Raw genomic sequence first — 26505 nt, forward strand, 5'->3', positions numbered from 1 at the left:
CATGGCAGTGACCGATCCCCTGGGTGACCTGCTCACCCGCATCCGCAATGGCCAGCGCGCGCGCAAGGACTCCGTCCTGACGCCGGCGTCGAAGCTGCGCGTCCGCGTGCTCGACGTTCTGCAGCGCGAAGGCTATATCCGTGGCTACAGCGAAGAGCAGATGGGCCCCGCGGCCGGCATCCGCGTCGAGCTGAAGTATTTCGAGGGTCAGCCGGCGATCAAGCACGTCGCGCGCGTCTCGAAGCCCGGCCGTCGCATCTATTCGGGCGCGCAGGACCTGCCGCGCGTGCGCAACGGCCTGGGCATCACCATCGTGTCGACACCGCGCGGTGTTCTCTCGGACGCGGAAGCGCGCGAGCAGAACGTCGGCGGCGAAGTGCTGGCGGAGGTGTTCTGATGAGCCGCATCGGTAAGAAGTCCGTCGCGATTCCCGCGGGCGTGACCGCAACCGTCGCCGACAAGGTGCTGAGCGTGAAGGGGCCCAAGGGCACCCTGTCGATGCCGCTCGCCGACGAGATCGCCTATGACGTCCAGTCGGATGCCATCGGCGTGCAGCCGGCGAACGACACCAAGCGCGCCCGCGCCTTCTGGGGCATGCAGCGCACGCTGGTGCAGAACCTGGTGACCGGCGTCACCACCGGCTTCTCGAAGAAGCTGGTCATCACCGGCGTCGGCTACCGCGCCGCGGCGCAGGGCAAGACCCTGAAGCTGCAGCTCGGCTACAGCCACGACGTCAACATCGACGTGCCGGAAGGCATCGAGGTGAAGACGCCGGACGCCACCACCGTCGAGATCAGCGGTTCGGACAAGCAGAAGGTCGGCCAGCTGGCCGCCGAGATCCGTCGCTGGCGCAAGCCGGAGCCGTACAAGGGCAAGGGCATCAAGTACGACGGCGAGTTCATCTTCCGCAAGGAAGGGAAGAAGAAGTAATGACCAAGGGTCTCTCTCTGTTCGAGAAGCGCCGTCGGCGCAATCGTACCGCGCTGAAGGCGCGCGCCGGTGGCCGTGCGCGGCTGTCGGTGCATCGTTCCGGCAAGCACATCTATGCCCAGGTGATCGACGACGAGGCGGGCAAGACCGTCGCCTCGGCCTCGACGCTGGAAAAGGGTGCGCGCGACACGTCGGGCGCCAACGTCGCTGCGGCGACCGAGGTCGGCAAGCGCGTCGCGGAAGCGGCGAAGGCGGCCGGTGTCACGCAGGTCGTGTTCGACCGCGGTGGCTTCCTGTTCCACGGCCGCGTCAAGGCGCTCGCCGAAGCGGCTCGTGAAGCCGGACTGGAGTTCTAAAGATGGCTGACGACAACAACGTGCAGCCCGCAGCGGCTGAAGGCGCGCCGCAGGACGCGCAGCAGGGCCAGGGCGGCTTCGGCAGTCCGGGCGGCGGTCGCGGTCCGCGTGGCGGCCGTGGCGGCGGTCGCGGTCCGGGTGGTCCGGGCGGCAATCGTGGCGGCCGTGACGGCAACCGCGGTCGTCGCGACGACCGTCGTGGCGGTCAGGACGATGGCGGCGAAGAGCTGATCGAGAAGCTGGTCCACATCAACCGCGTCTCGAAGACGGTGAAGGGCGGTAAGCGCTTCGGCTTCGCGGCGCTGGTCGTCGTCGGCGACGGCAAGGGCCGGGTCGGCTTCGGTCATGGCAAGGCGCGCGAAGTGCCGGAAGCCATTTCCAAGGCGACCGCTTCGGCGAAGAAGGCGATGGTCCGCGTGCCGCTGCGCGAGGGTCGTACCCTGCACCATGACGGCAACGGCCACTTCGGTGCCGGCCGCGTCACCGTCCGCTCGGCGCCGCAGGGCACCGGAATCATCGCGGGTGGCCCGATGCGCGCCATTTTCGAGAGCCTGGGCGTCGCCGACGTGGTGACCAAGTCGATCGGGACCTCGAACCCGTACAACATGATCCGCGCCACCTTCGAGGCGCTGACCGACCAGACTTCGCCGAAGGCGGTCGCTCAGCGTCGTGGCAAGAAGATCGCCGACCTGCTCGGTCGCGGTGGTGCCGACAAGGGCGTCGCCGAGGCCGAAGCCGCGGCCGTCACGGAGTAACGCACGATGGCGACGATCAAGATCAAGCAGACCGGTTCGCCGATCCGCCGCACCAAGGACCAGCGCGCGACGCTGGTCGGCCTTGGCCTCAACAAGATGCACAAGGTGTCGGAGCTCGAGGATACCCCCGAGGTCCGCGGCATGATCCGCAAGGTCCAGCACATGGTTGAGGTTCAGGGCTAAACACCCGTACCCGACCTAGTGACAAATACGGGGAAGGGGGCTAACCGGCCCCCTTCCTTTTTCCGATTTTTCCACCACCCGGCCTAGTCGCCGGGAGCGCGACAAAAGCGAAAGCGAGTGCATATCATGAAGCTCAACGAACTCCGCGACAACCAGGGTGCCCGCAAGTCCAAGATCCGCGTCGGCCGCGGCATCGGCTCGGGCAAGGGCAAGACCGGCGGCCGCGGCGTCAAGGGTCAGAAGAGCCGCGAGGGCGTCAGCATCGCTGGCTTCGAGGGCGGCCAGATGCCGCTCCACATGCGTCTGCCGAAGCGCGGCTTCAACAACATCTTCGCCAAGGATTATGCGACGGTGAACACCGGCGCGATCCAGAAGGCGATCGATTCGGGCAAGCTTAAGGCCGAGGGCACGATCGACCAGGCGGCGCTGAAGGCGGCCGGTCTGGTGCGTGGCGGCAAGGATGGCGTCCGCCTGCTCGGCAAGGGGGACCTGACCGCCAAGCTGGCGTTCACCGTCGCCGGCGTCTCCGCCTCGGCGCGCGAGATGATCGAGAAGGCCGGCGGCTCGGTCGACGTGCCGACGATCGTTCCGGCGTCGGAGAAGGCTGCCGCCAAGAAGGGCGTGCAGTACAAGGCGCGCCAGGAAAAGAAGGCGTCGTTCAAGGCCTGACCTGCTTCCCGCCGTCGTTCTTCCTTCGTCATGCCGGACGTGTTCCGGCATCCACCCGTCCTCCTGAGCGTCGGTCGCGGCGCATGCGGAACGGTGGACCCCGGAACAAGTCCGGGGTGACGGATGGGAGCGACGGCATGCCTGCCTGCAGGCAAGGACAACGCCGGGCATTAGACAAGGCGCATCAAGCGCCTATATGAGCGGCGGGGGCGGACACACGCTTACCCGCCGTTTCTGTTTCCAGGACACCGACACGCATGGCATCCGCAGCCGACCAGATGGCGCAAAGCATCAGCCTGGCGAAGTTCGCCCAGGCCACCGACCTCAAGAAGCGGCTTTGGTTTACGATCGGCGCGCTGATCGTCTTCCGCCTGCTCAGCTACGTGCCGCTGCCGGGTATCGACCCGACGGTGCTCGGCCAGCTGTCGCAGCGGACCAGCGGCGGTGTGCTCGACTTCTTCAACACCTTCTCGGGCGGCGCGCTGACCCGCATGTCGCTGATCGCGCTGGGCGTGATGCCGTACATCACCGCCTCGATCGTCGTGCAGCTCGCGACCTCGCTGTCGCCGCAGCTCGCCGCGATCAAGAAGGAAGGCGAATCGGGGCGCAAGAAGCTCAACCAATATACCCGCTACGGCACGGTCGCGCTGACCGCGGTGCAGGGCTATTTCATCGCCGTCGGCCTGGAGGCGTTCGGCGCCAGCCAGGGCGTGCAGGCGGTGATCGAGCCGGGCATGACCTTCCGCATCGCGGCGGTCATCTCGCTGATCGGCGGCACCATGTTCCTGATGTGGCTGGGCGAGCAGATCACCAGCCGCGGCATCGGCAACGGCACCAGCCTGATCATCATGGCCGGCATCGTCGCCCATCTGCCGACCACATTGGTCAATTTGCTCGAGGGCGGGCGGTCGGGGTCGATCGATGCGGTGCGCCTGATCGGCATCATCGCCGCGGTCGTCTTCCTGGTGCTGTTCATCTGCTTCATGGAGCGGGCGCAGCGCCGCATCCTGATCCAATATCCCAAGCGCCAGACGCAGCGCGGCATGCAGGCGGATCGCAGCCATCTGCCGCTTAAGCTCAACACCGCGGGCGTGATCCCGCCGATCTTCGCCTCGTCGCTGCTGCTGATGCCGCTGACGATCAGCCAGTTCGCCGGCCAGCACGTCGCGGGCGAGAGCAGATGGGGTGACTTCATCATCACCCTCAACCAGTATCTGCAGCACGGCAGCCCGGTGTACATGGCGCTCTACGCCGCCGGCATCATCTTCTTTTCGTTCTTCTACACCGCCGTCGTCTTCAATCCGGAAGAGACTGCGGACAATCTGAAGCGCTACGGCGGCTTCATCCCCGGCATCCGGCCGGGCAAGAACACCGAGACCTATTTCGATTATGTCCTGACGCGCATCACCGTGATCGGTGCCGCCTATCTGGTCATCATCTGCCTCCTCCCCGAATATCTCGTTTCGGCCTTGTCGATTCCCTTCTACCTTGGCGGCACCAGCCTGCTCATCGTCGTCAACGTGACGATGGACACGGTGACGCAGATCCAGAGCCACCTGCTCGCCCACCAATATGGCGACCTGATCAAGAAGGCGAAGCTGAAGGGCGGACGCCTGCGCTGAGCGGGTCATCGACGGAAAAGGGGATCAACGCGTGAACATCATCCTTCTCGGGCCGCCGGGGGCGGGCAAGGGCACCCAGGCGCAGCGGCTGATGACGACCCGCGGCATGGTGCAGCTGTCGACCGGCGACATGCTGCGCGCCGCGGTCAAGGCGGGCTCGCCGGTCGGCCAGCAGGCGAAGGCGGTGATGGACGCCGGCCAGCTCGTCTCGGACGAGATCGTCTCGGCGCTGATCGGCGAGCGGCTCGATCAGGGCATCGGTGGCGGCGCGATCTTCGACGGCTATCCGCGGACCGCGGCGCAGGCGGCGTCGCTCGACGGCCTTCTCGACGAGCGCGACCAGACGCTCGACTTCGTCATCGAACTGGAGGTCGACGAGGCGGCCCTGATCGAACGCGTCGAGGGGCGCTACACCTGCGCGGTGTGCGGCACTGGCTATCACGACCGGTTCAAGCTGCCCAAGGTGGCGGGCGTCTGCGACGTCTGCGGATCGACCGAATTCAAGCGCCGGCCGGACGACAATGCGGAAACCGTGCGCACGCGCATGGCCGAATATCGCGCCAAGACGGCGCCGATCCTGCCGATCTACGAAAGCCGCGGGCTGGTCCATCGCGTCAACGGCATGGCCGACATCGACCATGTCGCGCAGGCGATCGACACGATCCTCGACGGTCGCGGCTGAGCCTGCGACCGCTTCCGGCACGCACCGGCGGGGTCGGTCGCGGGCCGGCTGTGACGCGAACATGACACCTTTTTCATATTGATTTCATCGCGATGGCAGGCATTTCCGGCTAGAGGTCGGAACTAGGCCGTTCCGGCCGACGCAGTTTCGACAGGATCGGTGCCCGACACTCCCGGGGGTGCCGTGGGGGGCCGGCGGAGAGTTGCTTTCCGCCGGCCTTTCCCGTCATAGGTTGCGGCACGAGGGGAAGGACGCGTGACCCGGAAGATCCTGATCGTCGAAGATGACAGCTCGACCTCCGCTTATCTGGCCAAGGGACTGTCGGAAGCCGGCTATACCGTCGAGACGGCGCACGATGGCCGCGACGGGCTGTTCCTGGCGAGCGAAGGCATCTTCGACCTGGTCATCGCCGACCGCATGCTGCCGGGCATCGACGGACTGTCGATGGTGAGCGCGATCCGCGCCGCCGGCATCGCGACGCCGGTGCTGGTTCTGTCCGCGCTCGCCGCCGTCGACGACCGGGTCGATGGACTCAAGGCCGGTGCGGACGACTATCTCTGCAAGCCCTTCTCCTTCGCCGAACTGTCGGCGCGGATCGAAGCGCTCGTCCGTCGCACCGATCGCGCCGCAGCCGAACCGACGCGCACGCGGCTGGCGGTCGGCGACCTCGAGATCGACCTGCTCGCCCGGCATGTCACACGGGCGGGCCGCACGATCCCGCTCGGCGCGCGCGAATTCAATCTGCTCGAATTCCTCGCTCGCCACGCCGGACAGGTGGTGACGCGAACGATGATGCTGGAGAAGATCTGGAACTACCATTTCGATCCCGGCTCCAACGTGGTCGACGTGCATATCGGGCGGCTGCGTCGCAAGCTGGAGGACGGCTTCGGGTCGCCGATCCTGCATACCGTGCGCGGTGCCGGCTACCGGCTGGCGGCGGACTGATCGCGCGGGCTGATGACGATCGCCGCGTGCTGGCCGATCGGATGACGGTCTCGGCGTCGATGTCGGCTGGGGTGTGACGATGACCTTCGGCCACGGCATGCGACTGTCGGTCACCGCACGTATCGCCCTGCTGTCCATCGCGCTGGCGGTTGTCTCCAATCTCGTCCTGGTCGGCTTCGTCTGGAAGCAGACGCACGATGCCGCGATCGGCACAGTGCGGCGCGAGACGATCGAGAAGTCCGATGCGATGCGGGCGCTCTACCGCACCGGCGGCATGGCGGCGGTGCGGGAGGCGATCGGCGACGGCCGCGCCCCCGGCGACACCTCCCTGCTGCTGGCGGTCTTCGACGCCCGGTCGCGGCGGGTGTTCGGCTATGGTCCGGCCCGGCTCGCCGTCCCGCTCGCGGCCGCCACCTTCCGCGTCGCCGACCTCGACGGATCGGACACGACCAGCGACGTCGGCTATGCGCTGCACCGGGTCGGCGACGATTGGCTGATCGTCGGGCGCAGCCTCGACCTCGTGCAGGCGGAACAGCGAGCGATCGAGCGGGCGCTGGTGGTCGCCATCCTGCTGTCGCTGTTGCTCGGCATCGGTGCGGGTCTGGTTTTGGCGCAATATGTCGGCACGCGGCTTGGCCGGATCGCGGCGGTGATCGAAGCGGCGGGGGAGGGCGACCTGTCCCGCCGCGTGCCGGTGGGCGGCGGCCATGGCGACGGCTTCGACCGGCTGGCCGAACAGCTCAACCGCATGCTCCAGAAGCTGGAACGCGTCATGGTCGAACTGCGCGTCGTCACCGACAGCATGGCGCACGATCTGCGGTCGCCGCTCGCCCGGCTGCGCACCAAGACGGAACAGGCGGTGCTGATCGCCGATCCGGCGCAACGCGAGGCGGCGCTGGGCGGCTTGCTGGTCGAGACCGATCTGGTGATGCGGATGCTGACCATGGTCATCGAGATCAGCCGTTCCGAATCGGTCTCGCGCGATCGCTTCAGCCTGGTCGAGCCGCTCGAACTGATCGAGGAGATCGCCGATCTGTACGGCCCGGTCGCCGAGGAGGCAGGCTGGGCGTTCACCGTGACGATCGATGCCGAGCCGCCAGCCATGCCGCTGCACCGGGAATTGCTCAGCCAGGCGATCACCAACCTGATCGACAATGCCTTGAAGCACGCCGCCGCGGGGCGGCAATTGGTGCTGCGCCTGAGCGGCGATGCAACGCAGATCGCGATCCAGGTCGAGGACCGCGGCGGTGGCATTGCGGAGCGAGACCGCGCCCAGGCGCTGAAGCGGTTCGGGCGGCTCGACGCGGCGCGGACGACGCCGGGCGCCGGATTGGGCATGGCGCTGATCGAAGCGGTGGCGCGACTGCACAACGGCCGGTTCGAACTCGCCGACAACGCCCCGGGGCTGATCGCGCGCATCGTTTTGCCACGCTGACCCGGCGTCACCGGATTTGGTCGTACTTTCCGGGCGATTGGCAGTTAACCGTTTGTCAGTGCGCCGTGATTAGGCTTTGGGCGACAGTGCGGCCGGGGGGCCGCGGGGGCTTTGGACCGTTAGCGGGAAGAAGGGGCATCATGCTCGGCGCGATCGTTTTCACTTATGGGATGCTGACCAGTTTCGTGTTGCAGGGGGCGTCGCGCAACCGCCGGCTGCAACGGGCCAATCCCCCGATGCTCGAATATATCGGTTATGTGCTGTGCGGCCTGTCGGCCGGCCTGTCGGCGATGCTGCTGCTGATGGCGTTGACCGCACCCGGCACGATCGTTCTGCAATGATCGGGCGCGACCGTCGGTGCCGCTGAGCGGCGGACGGCGGCGCATTCCGATTCACGCGACGCGCGTTGCGTAAGAGCGCCAGTGCGACGTGGTCTTCGCGCTGCCTGTAGGCGACTTAAGGTGTGGCGGCGCGGTCTTGCGCCCATAATACCGGACGGCCCTGGGCGCAGCGCTCAGGCGGCGCGACGGGTTTCCAGCGCGGCATCGATCCGCGCGATCAGTTCGACCAAATCGGGTGCGCGCCACGGACCGGTCTGCGCCGGCAGCGGCGACTGCATCTTGGTGGCAATACGACGGCTGGCGACAAGCGAGTCGGACATGCGGCTTCTCATTCGGTGAACGTGCCTTTTCTGCCGCCACCCGGCTAAAGAATGGTTAATGCGGCAGGGAGGGGCCCTTCCAGACGATCCTGGGCGGCAGCGGGCCTTGCCGTCGCGGGGTGGCGGCGCCACGTCGGGCGTCATGGATCCGCTGTCGCTCTTCGGCCTGTTCGCCATTCTCTTCATGCTGCTTTGTTATCTGATGGAGGCGCGTTCGCCCTGGTGGACGCTGGGCTTCGCCTTCGGATGCTTGCTCAGTTCCTGCTACGGCTTCCTGCAGGGCGCTTGGCCGTTCGGCGCGGTGGAACTCTTATGGACTGCGATCGCGCTACGCCGCTGGTGGCAGGGGCTTACGAAGCTGCGCGCAGCGGAACCGATCGCTTGACACGACGTTTGCGCGCGCCTACCTGCCTGTCCTTCCGAAACACCGGTCCCGGCGGCGCTGTCTGGCGCGCGCCGCGCGCGTGCGTATCAGGGTCGGTGGCGGTTCGGATGTAATGCGACGAGATGGGGGCCGTGCGGCCATGCCGACCCCTGTGGAGCAAGGAGAAACGTTTCATGGCACGTATCGCGGGTGTCAATCTCCCGACCAACAAGCGCGTGGTGATCGCGCTGACCTATATCCACGGCATCGGCCCGGCTAAGGCGAAGGAAATCACCGGCAAGCTGAACATCGCCGCGGAGCGTCGTGTGCAGGACCTGAGCGATCAGGAAGTGCTGCAGATCCGTGAGACGATCGACGCCGACCACACGGTCGAGGGTGATCTTCGTCGCGAGACCGCGATGAACATCAAGCGCCTGATGGACCTAGCCTGCTACCGCGGCCTGCGTCACCGTAAGGGCCTGCCGGTCCGCGGCCAGCGCACGCACACCAACGCGCGCACCCGCAAGGGCAAGGCGAAGCCGATCGCGGGCAAGAAGAAGTAAGCGCGGGGCGCTTACTTCTCCGCCGGAGGCAGGCTGGAGGCTGACAGCCGCCGCGGCTTCCGCATCAGAGATTCAGGTCAGGATTACCAACAATGGCACGTGAACCGCAGCGCATTCGCCGTCGCGAGCGCAAGAACATCACCGCCGGCGTCGCGCACGTGAACGCCAGCTTCAACAACACCATGATCACCATCACCGACGCGCAGGGCAATGCCATCTCGTGGTCGTCCGCCGGCATGATGGGCTTCAAGGGCAGCCGTAAGTCGACCCCTTATGCAGCGCAGGTTGCAGCCGAGGACGCCGGCAAGAAGGCCGCCGAACACGGCGTCCGCACCCTCGAAGTCGAGGTCAAGGGCCCGGGTTCGGGTCGCGAGTCGGCGCTGCGTGCGCTGCAGGCGGTCGGTTTCCAGATCACCTCGATCCGCGACGTGACGTCGATCCCGCACAATGGCGTGCGCCCGTCGAAGCGTCGCCGCGTCTAATCAGGCGCTCCACGCGCCGGCTGACGAGTCGGTGCGTCTCTTTCCCGGCTGGAACCGCCCCCGTTCCGGCCCCAAATTAGGGGACACACGTGTCTGTCAACGCAAAGAACTGGCAGGAACTGAAGAAGCCCAACGGCCTTGAGAAGAAGGGCGGCGATGGCAAGCGCAAGGCGACCTTCATCGCCGAGCCGCTGGAGCGTGGCTTCGGCCTGACGCTCGGTAACGCGCTGCGTCGTGTGCTGCTGTCGTCGCTGCAAGGTGCGGCGGTGACCTCGATCAAGATCGAGAACGTGCTGCACGAGTTCAGCAGCCTGGCCGGCGTGCGCGAGGACGTCACGGACATCGTCCTCAACGTCAAGCAGATCGCGCTGAAGATGCAGGGCGAAGGCCCGAAGCGTCTGCAGCTGTCGGCGACCGGTCCGGCCGAGGTCAAGGCCGGCGACATCGCGGTGTCGGGCGACATCGAGGTGATGAATCCCGAGCTGGTCATCTGCCACCTCGACGAAGGCGCGACGTTCAACATGGAACTGACCGCCGACATCGGTAAGGGCTATGTCCCGGCGACCGCCAACCGTCCGGCCGATGCGCCGATCGGCCTGATCCCGGTCGACGCGCTCTATTCGCCGGTGCGCCAGGTGTCGTACAAGGTCGACCCGACCCGCGTCGGTCAGGACCTCGACTATGACAAGCTGACGCTGACCATCGAAACCGACGGCACGGTGACCCCGGACGATGCCGTGGCCTATGCCGCGCGCATCCTGCAGGACCAGCTGGCGCTGTTCGTTCACTTCGACGATTCGGCGATCACCCGTTCGTCGGCGCCGATCGGTCAGGCCGCTGTGCCGGCGACCGGTGGCGAGGTCGCGGGCGACACGCAGCAGATCAACCGTTACCTGCTTAAGAAGGTCGACGAGCTGGAACTGTCGGTGCGTTCGGCGAACTGCCTGAAGAACGACAACATCATCTATATCGGCGATCTGGTCGGCAAGACCGAGGCCGAGATGCTGCGTACTCCGAACTTCGGCCGCAAGTCGCTGAACGAGATCAAGGAAGTGCTCTCGTCCATGGGCCTGCGCCTCGGCATGGAAATCCCGGGCTGGCCGCCCGAGAACATCGAGGAAATGGCCAAGAAGCTCGAGCAGGAGATCATGGGCTGAGCCGCGCGGAGATAGCGAAAGCTATCTCCGAGACGGCGTCAGCCCGGCCGACGGATCGGGAAGCGACGCAGTCGCGACCCGATCCCGATCGACGTGCCGGTGCGGCTCCGCCGCACCGCCACCCGGCGGCCAGGGAAGCATGCGATGCGTGCGACCTTTGAGACTTTTCAGACGGGGTGAACGGCGGTCCCCGGATCGTAAACCGCCAGCTCTGGGGTTCCGTGACACGGCCCCTTAACGAACGAAGGAAGTGAATCATGCGTCATCGCGTCGGCGGCCGTAAGCTGCAGCGTACCTCGGCCCATCGTCTGGCCCTGTTCCGCAACATGTCGGCCGCGCTCATCAAGCACGAGCAGATCACCACCACCGTCGCCAAGGCGAAGGAACTGCGTCCCTACGTCGAGAAGCTGATCACGCTGGCGAAGAAGGGTGGCCTGTCCAACCGTCGTCTCGCCCATGCGCGCCTGCTCGACGATGCACAGCTGGTGAAGCTGTTCGACGTCCTGGCGTCGCGCTACGCCGACCGCAATGGCGGTTACACCCGCATCATCAAGGCCGGCATCCGCGCCTCGGACGCTTCGCCGATGGCGATCATCGAGTTCGTCGACCGCGACGTGTCGGCCAAGGGCCAGGATTCGGGCCCGGTGATGACCGACGAGGACTTCGACGAAGCCGCCTGATCGGCATCGTCGCCGCTTCCGGCAATACAGGGGCGCGTCGGCAACGGCGCGCCCTTCGTGCGTTCAGCGTCAGGTCAGCTTTGGACTGATAGGGTTCCTCCCGGTGATCGAGCCGATCGCCCGATCCGGGGGGACGATGCGACATACACTGGTATTGGGTCTGATTGCGCTGGCGGTCTCGGGCTGTACCGAACGTTATCAGCCGCAACGCACCGCCGTCTCGACGCCCAGCTCGGAATGGCTGAAGTTCAACCGAGAACAGGCGCGGCGGCGCGACCAAGCGATCGCCGCTTACGCCGGTGGCGCGGCGATCGCTACGATCCTCGGCGTCCGTCCGTCCGGCGCGCCCCGATTGGGGCCCGATGGTCTGCATCGCCACGGCGAACGCTTCCGCAATCTCGGCCGGACCGATGCGAGCGGTGCGCTGGAACCTCCCCAGCGGGCACAAGTCGATGCCAACCCGCCGGCCACGGTGCCATTAGTGTTGAAACTTCCTCCAGGCATGGCGTGAGGGCAGGCGGTGGAGACCTTCGGGTCGGGCTTGGCCTCGTCTGGCTGCACCGCTAAGGCCGGCGCCATGCAGCACAGCGACAGCATCCTCATCATCGACTTCGGCAGTCAGGTCACTCAGCTCATCGCGCGGCGAGTGCGTGAGGCGGGCGTCTATTCGGAGATCGCACCTTTCCAGTCGGCGGAGGAGGCGTTCGACCGGATCAAGCCGGCCGGGATCATCCTGTCCGGCGGCCCTGCCTCCGTCACCGCGGAGAACAGCCCGCGCGCGCCGCAGCGCTTCTTCGAGGCGGGGGTGCCGATCCTCGGAATCTGCTACGGGCAGCAGCTGATGAGCGCGCAGCTCGGCGGCAATGTCGTCGTCTCGGGCGACGGCGGCGAATTCGGCAAGGCGTTCGTCGACATCAAGTCGGAATGCGCGCTGTTCGACGGGCTCTGGGCGAGCGGCGAGCGCCATCAGGTGTGGATGAGCCACGGCGACAAGGTCGACTCGCTCGCTCCCGGTTTCGCCCCCGTCGCGACCTCCGAAGGCGCACCCTATGCGATCGTCGCCGATGAGGCGCGGCGCTTCTATGGCGTGCAATTCCATCCGGAAGTCGTCCACACGCCGGACGGCGGCAAGCTGATCGCCAATTTCGCGCGTCACGTTTGCGGACTGGCGGGCGACTGGACGATGGCGGAATTCCGCGAGGCGAAGATCGCCGACATCCGCGCCCAGGTCGGTAGCGGCAAGGTGATCTGCGGCCTGTCCGGCGGGGTCGACTCGGCGGTCGCGGCGCTGCTGATCCACGAGGCGATCGGCGACCAGCTGACCTGCGTCTTCGTCGATGGCGGCATCCTGCGCGCGGGCGAGGCCGAGCAGGTCGTCGGCCTGTTCCGCGGCCACTACAATATCCCGCTCGTCCACGTCGAGGCGCAGGACCTGTTCATGGACGGCCTCGCCGGCGTCACCGACCCGGAGGCGAAGCGCAAGTTCATCGGCAAGACCTTCATCGACGTGTTCGAGGCGGAGGCGAAGAAGATCGGCGGGGCAGAGTTCCTCGCCCAAGGCACGCTCTATCCCGACGTGATCGAGAGCGTCAGCTTCACCGGCGGCCCGTCGGTGACGATCAAGAGCCATCACAATGTCGGCGGCCTGCCCGAGCGGATGAACATGAAGCTCGTCGAGCCGCTGCGCGAGCTGTTCAAGGACGAAGTCCGCGTCCTCGGTCGCGAGCTGGGCCTGCCGGAGATTTTCGTCGGTCGCCATCCGTTCCCCGGACCTGGCCTCGCCATCCGCATTCCCGGCGAGGTGACCCGCGAGCGCTGCGACATCCTCCGCAAGGCGGATGCCATCTACCTCGAGGAGATCCGCAACGCCGGCCTGTACGATGCGATCTGGCAGGCCTTCGCGGTGCTGCTGCCGGTGCGCACCGTGGGGGTGATGGGCGACGGCCGCACCTATGATTCGGTGCTGGCCCTGCGCGCCGTCACGTCCACCGATGGCATGACGGCAGAGGTATTCGACTTCCCCGGAGACTTCCTGCCGCGAGTCGCGACTCGCATCGTCAATGAGGTGAAGGGCGTCAACCGGGTAGTCTACGACTATACCTCCAAGCCGCCTGGCACGATCGAATGGGAATGATGGCCATGACGAACGGTCGAATGGAGGTCTGACCGCACAATTTTCCGGTTGATTCGAATGTCGGAGCGATGGCTGCGAGGGCAGGACGCGGCACCGACCATGAGTGCCGCCTTATCGGCTCGCGAGGGTGCGGCACTGGAGAATGCCCGCGCCAATTTGCCAAGGCGAGCCTTGCCATGCATGGTTGCGACATGCATTTCCGATAGGGCGGGTCGGCAGCACGGGCGCCGGCATCGGGGTGCCATCTCCTACCGATGCCATAGACGATTGTGTGCCCTGCAATGCCGAAGAACCGACTTGCATTTGCCGCAAGCGCCGTACCTCGCCACATGGAGATCATGCTGCATTGCGGCAAAGCATGAAAGACCTCCCCATGTTCAGCTTGATCGCCCTGTTCTTCGAATCCCGTCGCCTTGCCACCCAGACGCCTGCCATCACGGCGCCGGGTCCCGTGACGGCCAACGACCGCGCCGCCACGCCGGTTCGCCTCGCTGCCTGATCGCGTCCTCAACGCGGGGTGAGCTGGATCAGCGCCCCGCCGCTGCCGTCGCGTAGCACCCATAAGGTGCCGTTCGGTCCTTCCGCCACGTCGCGGATCCGGTCGCCCAACCCGATCCGGGCGACTTCGGTGGCGGTGTTGCCGCTGACCCGGACGCGAACGATGCCCTGCTGCACCAGGCCAGCCAGCAGGAAATCTCCCGTCCAGCCGCCGAACGCACTGCCGCGATACTGGATCATCCCGCCCGGCGCGATCACCGGCGTCCAACTGACCAGCGGCGGCGTATAGGCCGTATTGGTGCTGTGGCGTGGAATGGGCGTGCCGTCGTAATTGTCGCCCTCCGAGACGCGTGGCCAGCCATAATTGCGGCCCGGCTCGATCAGGTTGAACTCGTCGCCGCCCGCCGGTCCCATCTCGCTTTCGAACAGCCGGCCGTCGCTGGCGAAGACCAGGCCGTAGGGATTGCGGTGGCCGAGCGTCCAGATCTCCGGCCGGGCGCTGGCGGTTGTTGCGAAGGGGTTGCCGGCCGCGGCGCTACCGTCCAGGTTCAGCCGGACGATCTTGCCCAAGGTGCCGGACAGATCCTGTGCCGGCGTACCCTGCTGGCGTTCGCCGCTGGTGACGAACAGATAGCGGCCGTCGGGCGAAAAGGCGAGGCGCGCGCCGAGCTGGCCGCCGGTGGTGGTCGGCGTCGCGCGCCACATTACGGTCAGATCGTCGAGGCGGTTTGCCGTCAGGTTGAGCGTACCGCGTGCCACCGCGAGCCGCTGACCGCCGGTCGCGGGCTCCGCATAGCTAAGCCACACGCGCCCGTTGCTGGCATAGCCGGGGTCGAGATCGACGTCCTGCAGCCCAAGTTGTCCCGAATAGAAGACGCCGGGCACACCGGCGATTGCGGTCTTGGCGCCGCCGGTGGTCACCAATTGCAGCCGCCCCGGCTTTTCGGTGACCAGCATGCGCCCATCGGGCAAGACAGCGATCGCCCAGGGATTGTCGAGGCTGGCGACGACGCGCCGGTCGACGGCCGTGACCGCGGTCGACGGCGCGGTTGCGGAGGGGGAGGGGCTCGGCGTCGGCGAGACGCTGGGGGTCGGCGCGGGTGTAGAACCGTTCGTGCCGCCATCGTCGCCACCGCATCCGCTCACCGCGAGCGCCGCGAAGACTGCCATTCCCCATCGGGCCGTCATGGCGCGTTCCTTCCTTCGCTGTGCGGTGATCAACGATCGAACGATGCTGAAGATGCGCGGCGATGAGCGAAGGGACATTGGCGCGCCCGGCTGGATTCGAACCAGCGGCCCCAAGCTTAGAAGGCTCGTGCTCTATCCAACTGAGCTACGGGCGCGCACCAGGGGTGAATTAGCGCGGATTGTGCGGCAGCGGAACCGGGATATGATGCCCGGCCGATGACCGAGCCCGCCGAACGCCCCGTCGATGCCGCCGCCATGCAAGGGGCGGCGTTCCGCTATTACGATTTCGTGATGGCGGCGTTCGTCGCGCTGCTGCTGCTGTCCAACGTCATCGGCGCGGGCAAGGTCGCCGTGATCTATCTGCCGGGGATCGGCGACTGGCCGTTCGGCGCGGGCATCCTGTTCTTCCCGATCAGCTATGTGATCGGCGACGTACTGACCGAGGTCTATGGCTATGCCCGTGCGCGGCGGGTGATCTGGGCGGGGTTCGCGGCGGTGGTGTTCATGGCGTTCATGAGCTGGGTGGTGGTGGCATTGCCGCCGGCGCCGAGCTGGACCAACCAGGCCGCCTATGAGACGATCTTCGGCCAAGTGCCGCGCATCGTGCTGGCCAGCGTGTGCGCCTTTTGGGCGGGGGAGTTCGTCAACTCCTACGTCATGGCGCGGATGAAGGTGTGGAGCGAGGGGCGGCATCTGTGGATGCGCACCATCGGATCGACGGTCGTCGGCGAGGGCGTCGACAGCCTGATCTTCTACCCGCTCGCCTTCCTGGGTGCGACCGGGTGGACGCCCGCGCTGGTCGTCACCGTACTGTTCACGCAATGGGCGCTGAAGGTCGGCTGGGAGGTGCTGCTGACGCCGGTCACCTATGCGGTGGTCGGCTGGCTCAAGCGCGCCGAGGGCGTCGACGTGTTCGATCGGGCCACCGACTTCTCGCCGTTCCGGACCCGGCTCTAGCCAGCGCCATCAGGCGCCGACCGTCTCCAGCACACCCTCGAACAGACGACGGCCATCGGTGCCGCCGTGCGCCGTCTCGATCCGGCGTTCCGGGTGCGGCATCATGCCGAGCACGTTGCCGGCGGCGTTGACGATGCCGGCGATGTTGCGGGCCGAGCCATTGACCGCCTCGCCGTAGCGGAAGGCGACGCGGCCTTCGCCCTCGAGCCGGTCGAGCGTATCGGCATCGGCGAAGTAATTGCCGTCGTGGTGCGCGACCGGCACCGACAGCGTCTCGCCCGCGTCATAGCGGCTGGTGAAGGCGGTCTGCGCATTCTCGACGGTCAGCGCGACGTCGCGGCAGACGAAGTTGAGGCCGGCGTTGCGCATCAGCGCGCCGGGCAGCAGTCCCGCCTCGGTCAGCACCTGGAAGCCGTTGCACACGCCGAACACCGGCAGGCCGCGGCCCGCCTGTTCGACCACCGCGCGCATGATCGGCGAGCGCGCGGCGATCGCGCCGGAGCGGAGATAGTCGCCGTAGGAGAAGCCGCCGGGCACCGCGACGAAGCCGATGCCGTCCGGCAGTTCGGTTTCGGCATGCCAGACCATCGCCGGCTTGACGCCGGTCACCGCCTCCAGCGCGACGGCGAGGTCGCGGTCGCAGTTCGATCCCGGAAAGACGATGACGGCGGTCTTCATCTCAAACGCGCTCCACCCGGTAGTTCTCGATCACGGTATTGGCGAGCAGCTGGCGGCACATGCCGTCGATCGCCGCATCGTCGGTCGAGTCGGCGACCTCCAACTCGAACATCTTGCCGGCACGGACGTCCTCGACGCCCTGGAAGCCGAGGCTGCCCAGCGCGTGGTGGATCGCACGGCCTTGGGGGTCGAGCACGCCGGGCTTGAGCGTCACGAAGATACGCAGCTTCATCGGTGACTTCTCCCTGCCTTACTTGCCACGCCGCTTGCGATGGCTGTCGAGGTCGAGCACCGCATTGTCCTCGCCCTCGGGCATCAGGCCGAGCCGCCGGGCGACCTCCTGATAGGCCTCCGCCTCGCCGCCCAGGTCGCGGCGGAAACGATCCTTGTCGAGCTTCTCGCCGCTGGTCATGTCCCACAGGCGGCAGCCGTCGGGGCTGATCTCGTCCGCCAGGATGATCCGGCCATAGTCATTGTCCCAGATCCGGCCGAATTCGAGTTTGAAGTCGACCAGACGGATGGCGATGCCGGCGAAAAGGCCGGTGAGGAAGTCGTTCACCCGGATCGCCAGATCGGCGATGTCGTGCATCTCTTCCTGGCTCGCCCAGCCGAAGGCGGCGATATGTTCGTCGGTGATCATCGGATCGCCGAGCGCGTCATCCTTGTAATAATATTCGATGATCGTGCGCGGCAGCTTGGTGCCCTCTTCGATCCCCAGCCGCTTCGACAGCGAGCCGGCGGCGACGTTGCGCACGACGACCTCGATCGGCACGATCTCGACCTGGCGGATCAGCTGTTCGCGCATGTTGAGGCGGCGGATGAAATGCGTCGGTACGCCGATCGCGTCGAGCAGGGTGAAGACATGCTCGCTGATCCGGTTGTTGAGCACGCCCTTGCCGTTGATCGTGCCCTTCTTCTGGGCATTGAACGCGGTGGCGTCGTCCTTGAAATATTGGATCAGCGTGCCCGGCTCCGGGCCCTCGTAGAGGATCTTGGCCTTGCCCTCGTAGATCTGGCGGCGGCGAGCCATGTGCGCAGTCCCCTGGAAACGGTGCGCCCCGGCGACGCCCTTGACGCGGCCGGGGCAGGATCGAGGCGCCTATAGGGGAAGGGGGGCGGGGGTGCAATCTTCCCGCTCGGCGCGGAAAGTCTCAAAAGTCTCGAAAGTCTCACCCAAACGGGCGCGCGATGCCCGCAGTTTGCTGGGTCGCCAACCTCGAAAGGTCGCAAAGGTCCCACCGTGCATGGGGGCACGCGGCAGATGGTCTGGACGAATCAAAGAGCGGGGCGATGCGAGCGTAGCGGGCGACGGCGTTGTAGGACAGCGGCTGAGCGAACCGGTGCGGCCCGCCCAAATGAGCCTGCCGCATCGCCGCGGACCAACGGCGGGTCGGGCAGCGACGGCGTCATCCGGCCGGCGGCGGGAAGAGCCGGCGATGGAGCGGGCGGCCGACGCGGTGCCAGAACAAAGCGACCAGGAACAGCAGCACGAACGGCGGAATGCCGTAGGCCAGCAGCGTCAGCGCATTGCCCAGCGTCCAGTTCAGCGAGGCATAGCCGGCCGCCGCGGCCTCGCCGAGGCGCGCGCGCAGCCCGACTCCGGCGCCCGCGACATAGGTGAAGCGGATCGGCGTGGTGGCGACGTTCAACGGCACGACGGACGCGGCCGGTGTCCGTCCGGCGAGCTGCGTCTCGGCGTCGGTCGTGTCGGCCGCATCGGCCGCCTGAGCCTTCGCATCGGTGGGATCGGTGCCGCTGATCTCCGCCTGCGCCAGGACGCCGCCCGCTTGCTCGACCTGTTGGACGCTGCGGCGCCCGAAGGCGCGGGCGCCGGAAGACGCGACGCGGAGGTCGAGGCTGGCGGAAACCCGGGCGGCGTCGTCGACGCGATAGGTCATGCCGGTGATCCGGCAGCCCGCGCCGAGCCGTTCGCATGCCTGGGCTGCCGCCTCCTGCGCATCGGCGATGCGCGCGGACGGCAAGCGGAAGGTGAATTGATAGGCGAAGGCGAGCGTGCCGGCGCGCGCCGTCGCCTCGCCGGGGCCGTCGGGTGCCTTGCTGCAGCCTGCCAACAGGCCGCAGGCTAATCCGATCACCAGCCACCGCATCGCGTTGTCTCCCGCCAACACGATTATCTACGCAGCCAGTAGGAATTGCGTCAAGCCGGTGAAGATTCTGGCACGTTCAGCGGCCGACGGGGTGATCAGTCGCGCGTCAGGCCGTCGCCCTCGACGATCAAGGCGATGCCGATCGGATTGCGCAGCGCACCGGGTACATCGACCTCGACCGCGTCGGACGTGTGGCGGAACGGCAGCTGCGCCGTCGAGCCCGGCACGGTGACCCGCCGTACCTCGCCCTGCGCCGCCAGCGCGGGCAGGCGGACGATGCCGTCGTCCGGCCAGCCGAGCGCGAAGGCATGGACGGCGCTGCCCTTGCGCGCATAGCGGATGTCGCGCGCGGTGAAGGGGCTGTCGCGGCCGCCTTCGTTGAAGTCGCCGCCGGCCGGGCGGGTCGGGCCGTCGCCGGACCGGTGCCAGGGGCGGGTGCCGTAGATGGCACTGCCGTATCGGCCCATCCACGCCGCGATCGCCTCGACGATCGCCTCCTCCTTCTCGTCGATCGTACCGTCGCCACGCATCGGCACCGACAGCATCAGATTGCCGTTCTTCGCCATCACGTCGCACAGGGTGTGGATCACCTTGGCCGGCGTCTTGTAGCCGTCGCGTTCGTAGAGATCGCGGTCGTAATGCCAGTTGCCGAGGCAGGTATCGGTCTGGAACGGATAAGGCTGAATATCGTCATGGACGCCGCGCTCGACATCGTCGACGATGCCGGCGCGCCGGTCGGCCGGCGTGCCCTTGGCGGTGACCACCGCCTCGTTGCGGCCGCCGTGCCAGCGCATCGACTGGTTGTAGAAATGGGCGGTGACATCCAGCCCCGCCTGACCGAGCGGCAGCGCGAAATTGTCGAAATAGATCATGTCCGGCCGGTAGACGTCGATCAGCTCGCGGCAGCGCAGCGACCAGTTGCGGGTGAAGCCGGGATTGGCCGCGGGCGGCGTTTCGGTCCAGAGGCGGTCGTTCTTCTCGTGCCAGGCGTTGGCGGCGGCGATCGAGCGCAGGCCGTCCGGCATCGGCATGGTGGGGCCGGTGTAGAGCTGTTGCGGGTCGAGCCCCTGCCACCATTCGCCTTGCCCCTGCGCCCGAGTCAGGACGGCGGCGTCGTAACGCTGGCCGGCGCGCGGCCCTTCGGGATCGTAGCCATAGGCCGGCTGCAGCCAGTGCCAGGCATGGGCGGAATGGTTGGAGACGGCGAAGCGCAGGCCGCGCGCCCGCGCCAGCCGGCTCCATTCGCCGATGATGTCGCGCTTCGGACCGATGCGGGTGCTGTTCCACGCATGATGGGTCGAGGCATAGCTGTCGAAATTGTCGTGGTGGTTGGCCAGCGCCATGAAATAGCGCGCGCCGGCGCGCTGATAGAGGTCGAGCAGCCGTTCCGGGTGCCATCGCGCCGCCGTCCAGCGCGGATACATCTGCATGAAGCCGACCTGCGAGGGGTGGCCGTAATGGTCGAGATGGTGGCGGTAGGCACGCGTGCCCTGCAGATACATCTCGCGCGCATACCAGTCGCCCGCCTCGGGCACGCATTGCGCCGACCAATGCGCCCAGATGCCGAACTTGGCGTCGCGGAACCAGTCCGGCGCCGATAGCCGGCGACCAGCGACGACCACTCGGGCCGGAACGGGCCGGACGCGGCGGCGGGGCCGGTGCGGGACCGGGCCGTCCGTTCGATCAACGTCGCGGCACCGGCGGCGGTCGCGCCGTACAGAAACGATCGCCGGTCCACCGTATCCTCCCGATATGTCAGACGAAAACTATGGGAGGAGAGGCGCGCTGTCGAGTGCTATCGTCGGCTATCCGGGGCAGCAAGGCTGGTAGCGTAGCGGTGCCAGAGCCATGCTGTCGAAAGCGGGAACAGCAGATATTTGGAGGGGTTCGACCACGTCCGGCACCCGCCCGTCAATCGTCGGCGGGGGCGGCATCCTGCGCGGGTTCCGCCAGCAGCCACGCCATGGCATCCGTCTCATGTTCGAACAGGCGACAGCGATCATCGATGAACCGCTTCACCTGCAGCCGGTGCAGCGCACCGGAGGCGAGCAGGGCGATCCGCTTCGACGGACCGCCGGGGCGGATCAGCCGGGTGAAATGCGCCGCCGCCTGCTGTGGGAGCACCATCTTGTCGCGCATGTCGATCAGCGTGCGCAGCTCGCCATGCCGGACGCCGCCGGCCAGCATCGTGCGCAGCCGCTCGGCGATGTCCGTGGCGAAGCGTTCGGATATGGCGACGTCCCAGTCGCCCGACAGCGTCACCCGCAAAAAGCGCGCATTCGCGTCCGGTCGAATGTCATAGCGCGGTGGAGCCATGCGGCCATTATGGACGGATCTTTGAAAAATCCGTTACCGTACCAAAGCCGTCGTAGCCGGCGACTCCCTGCCGCCGCGCCGCTTACCGCCAGCCGGCATCGATCCAGTAATTGTGGCCGGTGCACAGGCGCGCGTCGTCCGAGGCGAGGAACAGCGCAAGCGCGGCGACGTCGGCAGGCTGGATGCGGCCGTCGAGGCATTGCGCGGCGACGATCTCCGCCTCGCCCTCCGGCGTGTACCATTTCTCCTGACGCGGCGTCTGGACGTTGCCGGGGACGATGGCGTTGCAGCGGATGCCCTTGCGGCCGAGGTCGCGGGCGAGGCTGCGCGTCAGGCCCTCGATCGCGGCCTTGGCCGTCTGGTAGAGGATGAGGTCTTCGAGCGCGAGATGCCAGCTGATCGAGCCGAAGTTGAGGATCGACCCGCCGCCCGCCGCGGTCATCGCCGGTACCACCGCCTGGGCGGCGAAGAACTGGTGGCGCAGATTGACGTTCATCCGCTCGTCCCAATAGGCCGGGGTGACGTCGGCGATCGCGTGGCGATCGTCGTTGGCGGCATTGTTGACCAGCACGTCGCAGCCGCCGAGTTGCGCAATCAGTTCGGCGAACACTGACTTCAGCGCATCGAGGTCGGTGAGGTCGAGGCGGCGGAACAGCGGCGGATGCGCGGCCTCCTGCGACAGGCGCGCAACCAGCGCCTCGCCGTCGGACACCGCGACATCGACGAAGGCGACGCGCGCACCCTGCGCGGCGAAGGCCTCGACCAGGCCGGCGCCGATCCCGGACCCACCGCCGGTGACGATGACGCGCTTGCCGCGGAGCGAGGGGTAGATGGCGCGGCGGTCGGCGGCGGGCAGGTCGGTCATGCGGGTGCTTTCAAAGGATCGAGGGGGCCGCGGATCAGGCGGCGAGCAGGCCGCGGCCGGCGAGATTGCGCATCAGCGCAAGCGTGCCGAAGGTCCACGGCGCGGCATCCTTCGACGTGGTGACGCGGTTGACCAGCTCGCCGAGGCCGGGGCTGGCGATGGTGACGGTGTCGCCGACCTGGTGAGTGAAGCCGCGGCCGGGCTCGTCGCGATCCTGGATCGGCGCGAACAGCGTGCCGAGGTAGAGGACGAAGCCGTCGGGATAGTGATGCTCGCTCAGCGCCTGGCGGACGAGCTCGAGCGGATCGCGGCTGATTTCGCGCATCGAGCTGTGGCCGTCGAGGCGATAGCCGTCCTCGCCGGCGATGGTCAGCGTCACCTGCGCATCGCGGACGTGATCGATCGTATAGCTGTCATCGAACAGGCGGACCAAGGGGCCAAGCGCGGCCGAGGCGTTGTTGTCCTTCGCCTTGCCGAGCAGCAGCGCCGAACGTCCTTCGAAATCGCGCAGGTTGACGTCGTTGCCGAGGCAGGCGCCGACCGCGCGGCCGTCCGGTGCGACGAGCAGCGCCACCTCCGGCTCCGGATTGTTCCAGGTCGAGTCGGAGCGGATGCCGACCTCCGCGCCCCAGCCGACCGTCGCGAGCACCGGCGCCTTGGTGAAGATTTCCGCATCCGGGCCGATCGCGACCTCGAGATATTGCGACCACAGGCCTTCGTCGATCAGCGCGGCCTTGAGCGCGGCGGCCTCCGCCGAGCCGGGCACGACCTGGCGCAGGCCGCCGCCGACCCGCTGTTCGAGCCGGCCGCGCAGGCCCGCCGCGGCGGTGGCATCGCCGCGCGCGCGTTCCTCGATCACGCGTTCGAGCGCGGAGGTGGCGAAGGTGACGCCCGCCGCCTTGACGCATTGCAGGTCGACCGGGCTGAGCAGCCGCGGCATGCCGTCGGCCGACAGGCCGAGCGTCGCGAGATCGCCGACCGGCGTGCCGACGGCAGGGTCGAACGCCTGCCGCGCGACGAGTTCGGCGACGGTCGGCGCGACGCGGCTCATGTCGTGGACGAGGCCGTCGACGACGAGGACAGGCGAGGGGCCGTCGCCGCGATCGATCCGCCCGAGCCAGCGGCCCCGGCGCCAATCCGCGCCGAGCGCCGTGGCGGGATCAAAATGGGCAGGCATGCCGAACCTCTCCGTCGCTGGATTGCCGGTGAATTTGTCGGGCAATAGCAGTCGGCGGGTGCGGTTCAAGGCCGATCCGCCCGGTCAGCACGGCGGGGGTGGCAGTGGGCGGCCGAGTCGCGACCGGCCACTGCCGATCGGGATCAGCCCTCGACCTGATCCAGATAGTCGCCATAGCCTTGCGCCGCCATCTCAGCCTTGGGGACGAAGCGCAGCGCCGCGGAGTTGATGCAATAGCGCAGGCCACCGCGATCGCGCGGACCGTCGTCGAAGACGTGGCCGAGATGGCTGTCGCCGCCGGCGGAGCGCACCTCGGTCCGTACCATGCCGTGACTGTGGTCGGAGAGTTCCTGCACCCGCGCGGGCTCGATCGGCTTGGTGAAGCTCGGCCAGCCGCAATGCGAATCGAACTTGTCGGCGGAGGCGAACAACGGCTCCCCCGACACGATGTCGACGTAGATGCCGGGCTCCTTGTTGTAGAGATATTCGCCGGTGCCGGGGCGCTCCGTGCCGCTCTGTTGCGTCACGTAGAATTGCTCCGGCGTCAGCTTGGCGATCGCCTCGTCGGTCTTGCGATAGTCGGTCATCATCGGGTCCCTCAGCTCAGCGGTGGCTGGCCGTTCGAGGCGGACAGGCCGCCGTCGACCGGCAGGTTGACCCCGGTGATATAGTGCGCGTCCTCGCTCGCCAAAAAGGCCACCGCCCCGGCGATGTCGGCGGGCTCGGCGCCGCGGCCCATCGGGATGCGCTCCTCGAACTTGGCGATCAGCTCTGGCTGCTCCTTCATCCCCGCGGTCAGCGCAGTATAGGTCAGCGATGGGTTGACCGCGTTGACGCGCACGCCGTTCTTCGCCTCGTCCATCGCCAGCGCGCGGGTGAAATTGGTCACCGCGCCCTTGGCGGCGCAATAGAAGCTGTGGTTCCAGTCGCCGCCGAGGCCGGAGACGGACGAGATGTTGACGATGCAGCCGCGGCTCCGGCGCAGCGCGGCGATCGCGGCGCGGCTCATCTGCACGACCCCATAGAGGTCGGTTTCGATGACCTTGGTGAATTCCTCGAGGCCGCCCTCGTCGAGCTTGCCGAGGTGGTCGACGCCGGCATCGTTGACCAGCACGTCGATGCGGCCGAACCGTTCCACCGCGCGCGCCGCCAGCGTCTCGCAATCGGCGTTGACCGAGACGTCGACGATCACCGTCTCGACCTCGCCGCCCAGTTCGGCGGCGAGCCGCTCCAGCCCGTCGCGATCCTTGTCGCCGAGCACCAGCCGGGCGCCGTCCTGCGCGAAGCGACGCGCGGCGCCTTCGCCGATGCCGGAGGCTGCTCCGGTCACCACCACCACCTTGTCCGCAAATCGCGCCACGCGTCTCTCCTGTCCATCCGAGCGGTGCGGGTGAACGGCCAATGCTGGCCTTGGTTGCGGTGCGGTCGCGGTCCGAGCGGCAACACTCCGTATCGATCGCGCAACCTTTCCTAAATTGGGTAGGCCGCGATCATCGGCTAACCCCACGATCCGGAAGGGGAGACTATGCGGGGGATCGCGATTTTGGCCGCCACGGCGGCGCTCGGCTCGGCGGCGTCTGCGGCGGCGCAGACGGTGACGCCACTGGCGGAGGGGCGGCTGCGCTACGAACGAGTCGAGCAGGACGGTCTGCCGCAGGACAGCGACGCGGTGACGGTGCGGCTGCGCACCGGTGTGCAGGTTGCAGAGGGGCCGTGGTCGGCGCTGGTGCAGGCGCAGGGCAATCTGGCGATCGTGCCTGATTATTTCGACGGCCTGCACGGCACGGCGACGCGGCCACTGATTGCCGATCCTCAGAATATCGCGATCTTCCGCGCACAGGCGCGCTATGCCAGCGCACCGCTGACGGTGACGGCGGGGCGGCAGGTCATCGCGCTCGACGACGAGCGTTTCGTCGGCCAGGGCACGATCCGCAACAACGGGCAGAGTTTCGACGCGGTGCGGGCGGAAGTCGTGCCGCTGCGGGGCGTCAAGGCGGACGTCAGCTACGTCTGGTCGATCCGCACGGTGAATGGCATCGACGGGCGCGGCGCGCGCCCGCGGTCGATCGGCGGCGATACCGTGCTCGCCAATCTCGGCTGGGATTCGCCGGTCGGGCGGCTGACCGGCTTCGCCTATCTGATCGACGAGGACGAGGCGGCGGTGCAGGGCTTCCGGCTGTCCAGCCAGACCTATGGTGCCCGGCTGGCGGGAATGCGGCCGATCGGGCCGGTGAAGGTGAGCTACCAGCTGAGCTATGCGCGCCAGTCGGACTATCACCGCAACCCCAATCGCTATGCGGCCGGCTACGGCCTGGCCGATGTCGGCGTGGATTTCGGCGGCCCGCGCCTCGGCGCCGGTTACGAGGTGCTCGGCGCCAGCGACGGCAGCGCGCTGACCAGCTTCCAGACGCCGCTCGCCTCGATCTTCAAGTTCCAGGGCTGGGCCGACAAATTCACCACCACCCCCGCCGACGGCATCCGCGACCTCTATGCCAGCGCAGGATGGGGCTGGACGACGCTCGGCCCGGCGAAGGCGGTCGGGCTGACCGCAGTCTACCACCGGTTCGAAAGCGACCGGCTGGTCCGGCACTATGGCAATGAGATCGACCTGCTGGCGAGCGCCAAATTCGGCCGCACGACGGCGAGTGTCCGCTATGCCGATTATCGTGCCGACCGGTTGCTGACCGATACCCGCAAGCTGTGGTTGCAGCTGGATTGGGCGCTGTAGGCCGCACGGGTCGACCGTGTGGGAGTATTTCGGCTTAATTCTCAGTCCGTCATCCCCGCGTAGGCGGGGATCCAGACGCGCAGGTCTTCGCAAGGGCCGCTACGCGAACGTTTCTGGATTCCCGCCTGCGCGAGAATGACGGCGGGGGCAGGTTGACGGCGGCGCGTATCGTTATGCCGACCGGCTGCTGGCCGACACCCGCAAGCTGTCGTGGCAGCTTGACCGCGTGGCAGGTCGCGCCGAGCGACCATGCGGACGTCGCGCCGCCGTCGCCATAGTCCGTCATCCCCGCGGAGGCGGGGATCCAGACACGCCGGTCGTCGCAAGGGCCGCTACGCCAGCGTCTCTGGATTCCCGCCTGCGCGGGAATGA

The 26505-nt window shown here is 67.4% G+C and carries 33 protein-coding genes and 1 tRNA gene; 21 read left to right on the top strand and 13 right to left on the bottom strand.

Annotated features, from left to right (window positions below):
• Position 1: 1 nt before the first annotated feature.
• The 11 genes from rpsH to D9601_RS03085 all read left to right on the top strand — a co-directional run bounded on the left by rpsH (position 2) and on the right by D9601_RS03085 (position 7918).
• The gene (rpsH, locus tag D9601_RS03035) at positions 2–397 is read left to right on the top strand and encodes a 30S ribosomal protein S8 (protein WP_198352445.1); all 396 of its coding nucleotides are present in this window, start codon (positions 2–4) and stop codon (positions 395–397) included.
• On the top strand, positions 397–930 hold the full coding sequence (gene rplF, locus D9601_RS03040; protein WP_198352446.1) for a 50S ribosomal protein L6: 534 nt from the start codon (positions 397–399) through the stop codon (positions 928–930). Before rpsH ends, rplF begins: the two co-directional genes overlap by 1 nt.
• A complete protein-coding gene (rplR, locus tag D9601_RS03045; protein ID WP_198352447.1) occupies positions 930–1286 on the top strand; it encodes a 50S ribosomal protein L18 in 357 nt (118 codons plus the stop codon). The genes rplF and rplR overlap by 1 nt, the downstream gene beginning before the upstream one ends.
• Positions 1287–1288: 2 nt before the next feature.
• Positions 1289–2041, top strand: coding sequence for a 30S ribosomal protein S5 (gene rpsE, locus D9601_RS03050; protein WP_232473790.1), 753 nt, complete (start codon positions 1289–1291; stop codon positions 2039–2041).
• A gap of 6 nt (positions 2042–2047) precedes the next feature.
• On the top strand, positions 2048–2224 hold the full coding sequence (gene rpmD, locus D9601_RS03055; RefSeq protein ID WP_115377306.1) for a 50S ribosomal protein L30: 177 nt from the start codon (positions 2048–2050) through the stop codon (positions 2222–2224).
• A 126-nt stretch (positions 2225–2350) separates the two neighbouring features.
• Positions 2351–2893, top strand: a complete 543-nt coding sequence (gene rplO / locus D9601_RS03060; RefSeq protein ID WP_198352448.1) for a 50S ribosomal protein L15 — start codon at positions 2351–2353, stop codon at positions 2891–2893.
• 257 nt (positions 2894–3150) lie between these two features.
• The gene (gene secY, locus D9601_RS03065; RefSeq protein ID WP_198352449.1) at positions 3151–4515 is read left to right on the top strand and encodes a preprotein translocase subunit SecY; all 1365 of its coding nucleotides are present in this window, start codon (positions 3151–3153) and stop codon (positions 4513–4515) included.
• Between the two features lie 31 nt (positions 4516–4546).
• Positions 4547–5197 (top strand): adenylate kinase, encoded by a 651-nt coding sequence (locus tag D9601_RS03070; protein ID WP_198352450.1) that lies wholly within the window; start codon positions 4547–4549, stop codon positions 5195–5197.
• Positions 5198–5452: 255 nt separating this feature from the next.
• A complete protein-coding gene (locus D9601_RS03075; RefSeq protein WP_198352451.1) occupies positions 5453–6142 on the top strand; it encodes a response regulator transcription factor in 690 nt (229 codons plus the stop codon).
• Positions 6143–6221: 79 nt separating this feature from the next.
• The gene (locus tag D9601_RS03080) at positions 6222–7577 is read left to right on the top strand and encodes a sensor histidine kinase (protein ID WP_232473923.1); all 1356 of its coding nucleotides are present in this window, start codon (positions 6222–6224) and stop codon (positions 7575–7577) included.
• Between the two features lie 140 nt (positions 7578–7717).
• A complete protein-coding gene (locus D9601_RS03085; protein WP_198352452.1) occupies positions 7718–7918 on the top strand; it encodes a hypothetical protein in 201 nt (66 codons plus the stop codon).
• A gap of 173 nt (positions 7919–8091) precedes the next feature.
• Here the strand turns inward: D9601_RS03085 and D9601_RS03090 are convergent, their stop codons facing one another.
• Complete coding sequence (locus D9601_RS03090; RefSeq protein WP_198352453.1) at positions 8092–8238, bottom strand: hypothetical protein; 147 nt, start codon at positions 8236–8238, stop codon at positions 8092–8094.
• A 142-nt stretch (positions 8239–8380) separates the two neighbouring features.
• Here D9601_RS03090 and D9601_RS03095 point away from each other — a divergent pair, with 142 nt between their 5' ends.
• From D9601_RS03095 to D9601_RS19990, 8 genes are all read left to right on the top strand, one after another.
• A complete protein-coding gene (locus tag D9601_RS03095) occupies positions 8381–8623 on the top strand; it encodes a hypothetical protein (protein WP_198352454.1) in 243 nt (80 codons plus the stop codon).
• 173 nt (positions 8624–8796) lie between these two features.
• A complete protein-coding gene (rpsM, locus tag D9601_RS03100) occupies positions 8797–9165 on the top strand; it encodes a 30S ribosomal protein S13 (RefSeq protein ID WP_198352455.1) in 369 nt (122 codons plus the stop codon).
• A gap of 92 nt (positions 9166–9257) precedes the next feature.
• Positions 9258–9647 (top strand): 30S ribosomal protein S11, encoded by a 390-nt coding sequence (gene rpsK, locus D9601_RS03105; protein WP_007405180.1) that lies wholly within the window; start codon positions 9258–9260, stop codon positions 9645–9647.
• Positions 9648–9736: 89 nt separating this feature from the next.
• Positions 9737–10804 carry a DNA-directed RNA polymerase subunit alpha gene (locus D9601_RS03110; protein WP_198352456.1) on the top strand — a complete coding sequence of 356 codons (1068 nt, stop codon included), beginning with the start codon at positions 9737–9739 and terminating at the stop codon, positions 10802–10804.
• A 257-nt stretch (positions 10805–11061) separates the two neighbouring features.
• A complete protein-coding gene (gene rplQ, locus D9601_RS03115) occupies positions 11062–11484 on the top strand; it encodes a 50S ribosomal protein L17 (RefSeq protein ID WP_198352457.1) in 423 nt (140 codons plus the stop codon).
• Positions 11485–11587: 103 nt separating this feature from the next.
• Positions 11588–11995, top strand: a complete 408-nt coding sequence (locus tag D9601_RS03120; RefSeq protein WP_198352458.1) for a hypothetical protein — start codon at positions 11588–11590, stop codon at positions 11993–11995.
• 66 nt (positions 11996–12061) lie between these two features.
• Positions 12062–13618 (top strand): glutamine-hydrolyzing GMP synthase, encoded by a 1557-nt coding sequence (gene guaA, locus D9601_RS03125; protein ID WP_198352459.1) that lies wholly within the window; start codon positions 12062–12064, stop codon positions 13616–13618.
• Between the two features lie 373 nt (positions 13619–13991).
• Positions 13992–14117 (top strand): hypothetical protein, encoded by a 126-nt coding sequence (locus tag D9601_RS19990; RefSeq protein WP_269769642.1) that lies wholly within the window; start codon positions 13992–13994, stop codon positions 14115–14117.
• Between the two features lie 8 nt (positions 14118–14125).
• On the opposite strand, the gene D9601_RS03130 is transcribed toward D9601_RS19990, so the two are convergent.
• Both D9601_RS03130 and D9601_RS03135 read right to left on the bottom strand, forming a co-directional pair.
• Complete coding sequence (locus tag D9601_RS03130) at positions 14126–15304, bottom strand: PQQ-dependent sugar dehydrogenase (RefSeq protein WP_198352460.1); 1179 nt, start codon at positions 15302–15304, stop codon at positions 14126–14128.
• Positions 15305–15382: 78 nt separating this feature from the next.
• Positions 15383–15459: transfer RNA gene (locus tag D9601_RS03135), tRNA-Arg, on the bottom strand.
• A gap of 61 nt (positions 15460–15520) precedes the next feature.
• Between D9601_RS03135 and D9601_RS03140 the strand changes: the two genes are divergently transcribed.
• Positions 15521–16261 carry a queuosine precursor transporter gene (locus D9601_RS03140; protein WP_198352461.1) on the top strand — a complete coding sequence of 247 codons (741 nt, stop codon included), beginning with the start codon at positions 15521–15523 and terminating at the stop codon, positions 16259–16261.
• Positions 16262–16270: 9 nt separating this feature from the next.
• Here D9601_RS03140 and purQ read toward each other — a convergent pair whose 3' ends face one another.
• The 10 genes from purQ to D9601_RS03190 form a co-directional block, all read right to left on the bottom strand.
• The gene (purQ, locus tag D9601_RS03145; RefSeq protein ID WP_198352462.1) at positions 16271–16939 is read right to left on the bottom strand and encodes a phosphoribosylformylglycinamidine synthase subunit PurQ; all 669 of its coding nucleotides are present in this window, start codon (positions 16937–16939) and stop codon (positions 16271–16273) included.
• Position 16940: 1 nt separating this feature from the next.
• Positions 16941–17171, bottom strand: coding sequence for a phosphoribosylformylglycinamidine synthase subunit PurS (purS, locus tag D9601_RS03150; protein WP_198352463.1), 231 nt, complete (start codon positions 17169–17171; stop codon positions 16941–16943).
• 18 nt (positions 17172–17189) lie between these two features.
• Positions 17190–17969 (bottom strand): phosphoribosylaminoimidazolesuccinocarboxamide synthase, encoded by a 780-nt coding sequence (gene purC, locus D9601_RS03155; RefSeq protein WP_198352464.1) that lies wholly within the window; start codon positions 17967–17969, stop codon positions 17190–17192.
• A gap of 376 nt (positions 17970–18345) precedes the next feature.
• A complete protein-coding gene (locus D9601_RS03160; RefSeq protein WP_198352465.1) occupies positions 18346–19035 on the bottom strand; it encodes a hypothetical protein in 690 nt (229 codons plus the stop codon).
• 107 nt (positions 19036–19142) lie between these two features.
• Entirely contained in the window at positions 19143–20669 is a 1527-nt protein-coding gene (locus D9601_RS03165) for an alpha-L-fucosidase (RefSeq protein ID WP_332837879.1), read from the bottom strand.
• Between the two features lie 289 nt (positions 20670–20958).
• Complete coding sequence (locus tag D9601_RS03170) at positions 20959–21363, bottom strand: hypothetical protein (protein ID WP_198352466.1); 405 nt, start codon at positions 21361–21363, stop codon at positions 20959–20961.
• A gap of 82 nt (positions 21364–21445) precedes the next feature.
• Positions 21446–22228, bottom strand: a complete 783-nt coding sequence (locus tag D9601_RS03175; protein ID WP_198352467.1) for an SDR family NAD(P)-dependent oxidoreductase — start codon at positions 22226–22228, stop codon at positions 21446–21448.
• Between the two features lie 34 nt (positions 22229–22262).
• Positions 22263–23405, bottom strand: coding sequence for a fumarylacetoacetate hydrolase family protein (locus D9601_RS03180; RefSeq protein ID WP_198352468.1), 1143 nt, complete (start codon positions 23403–23405; stop codon positions 22263–22265).
• 143 nt (positions 23406–23548) lie between these two features.
• Positions 23549–23992 (bottom strand): peptide-methionine (R)-S-oxide reductase MsrB, encoded by a 444-nt coding sequence (msrB, locus tag D9601_RS03185; RefSeq protein ID WP_198352469.1) that lies wholly within the window; start codon positions 23990–23992, stop codon positions 23549–23551.
• A gap of 11 nt (positions 23993–24003) precedes the next feature.
• Positions 24004–24765 (bottom strand): SDR family NAD(P)-dependent oxidoreductase, encoded by a 762-nt coding sequence (locus tag D9601_RS03190; protein WP_198352470.1) that lies wholly within the window; start codon positions 24763–24765, stop codon positions 24004–24006.
• A gap of 165 nt (positions 24766–24930) precedes the next feature.
• On the opposite strand from D9601_RS03190, the gene D9601_RS03195 reads away from it, so the two are divergent.
• Complete coding sequence (locus D9601_RS03195) at positions 24931–26133, top strand: hypothetical protein (RefSeq protein WP_198352471.1); 1203 nt, start codon at positions 24931–24933, stop codon at positions 26131–26133.
• The last annotated feature ends 372 nt before the right edge of the window (positions 26134–26505 follow it).

This window comes from Sphingomonas sp. MA1305, assembly GCF_016107325.1.
Classification (GTDB): Bacteria; Pseudomonadota; Alphaproteobacteria; order Sphingomonadales; family Sphingomonadaceae; genus Sphingomonas.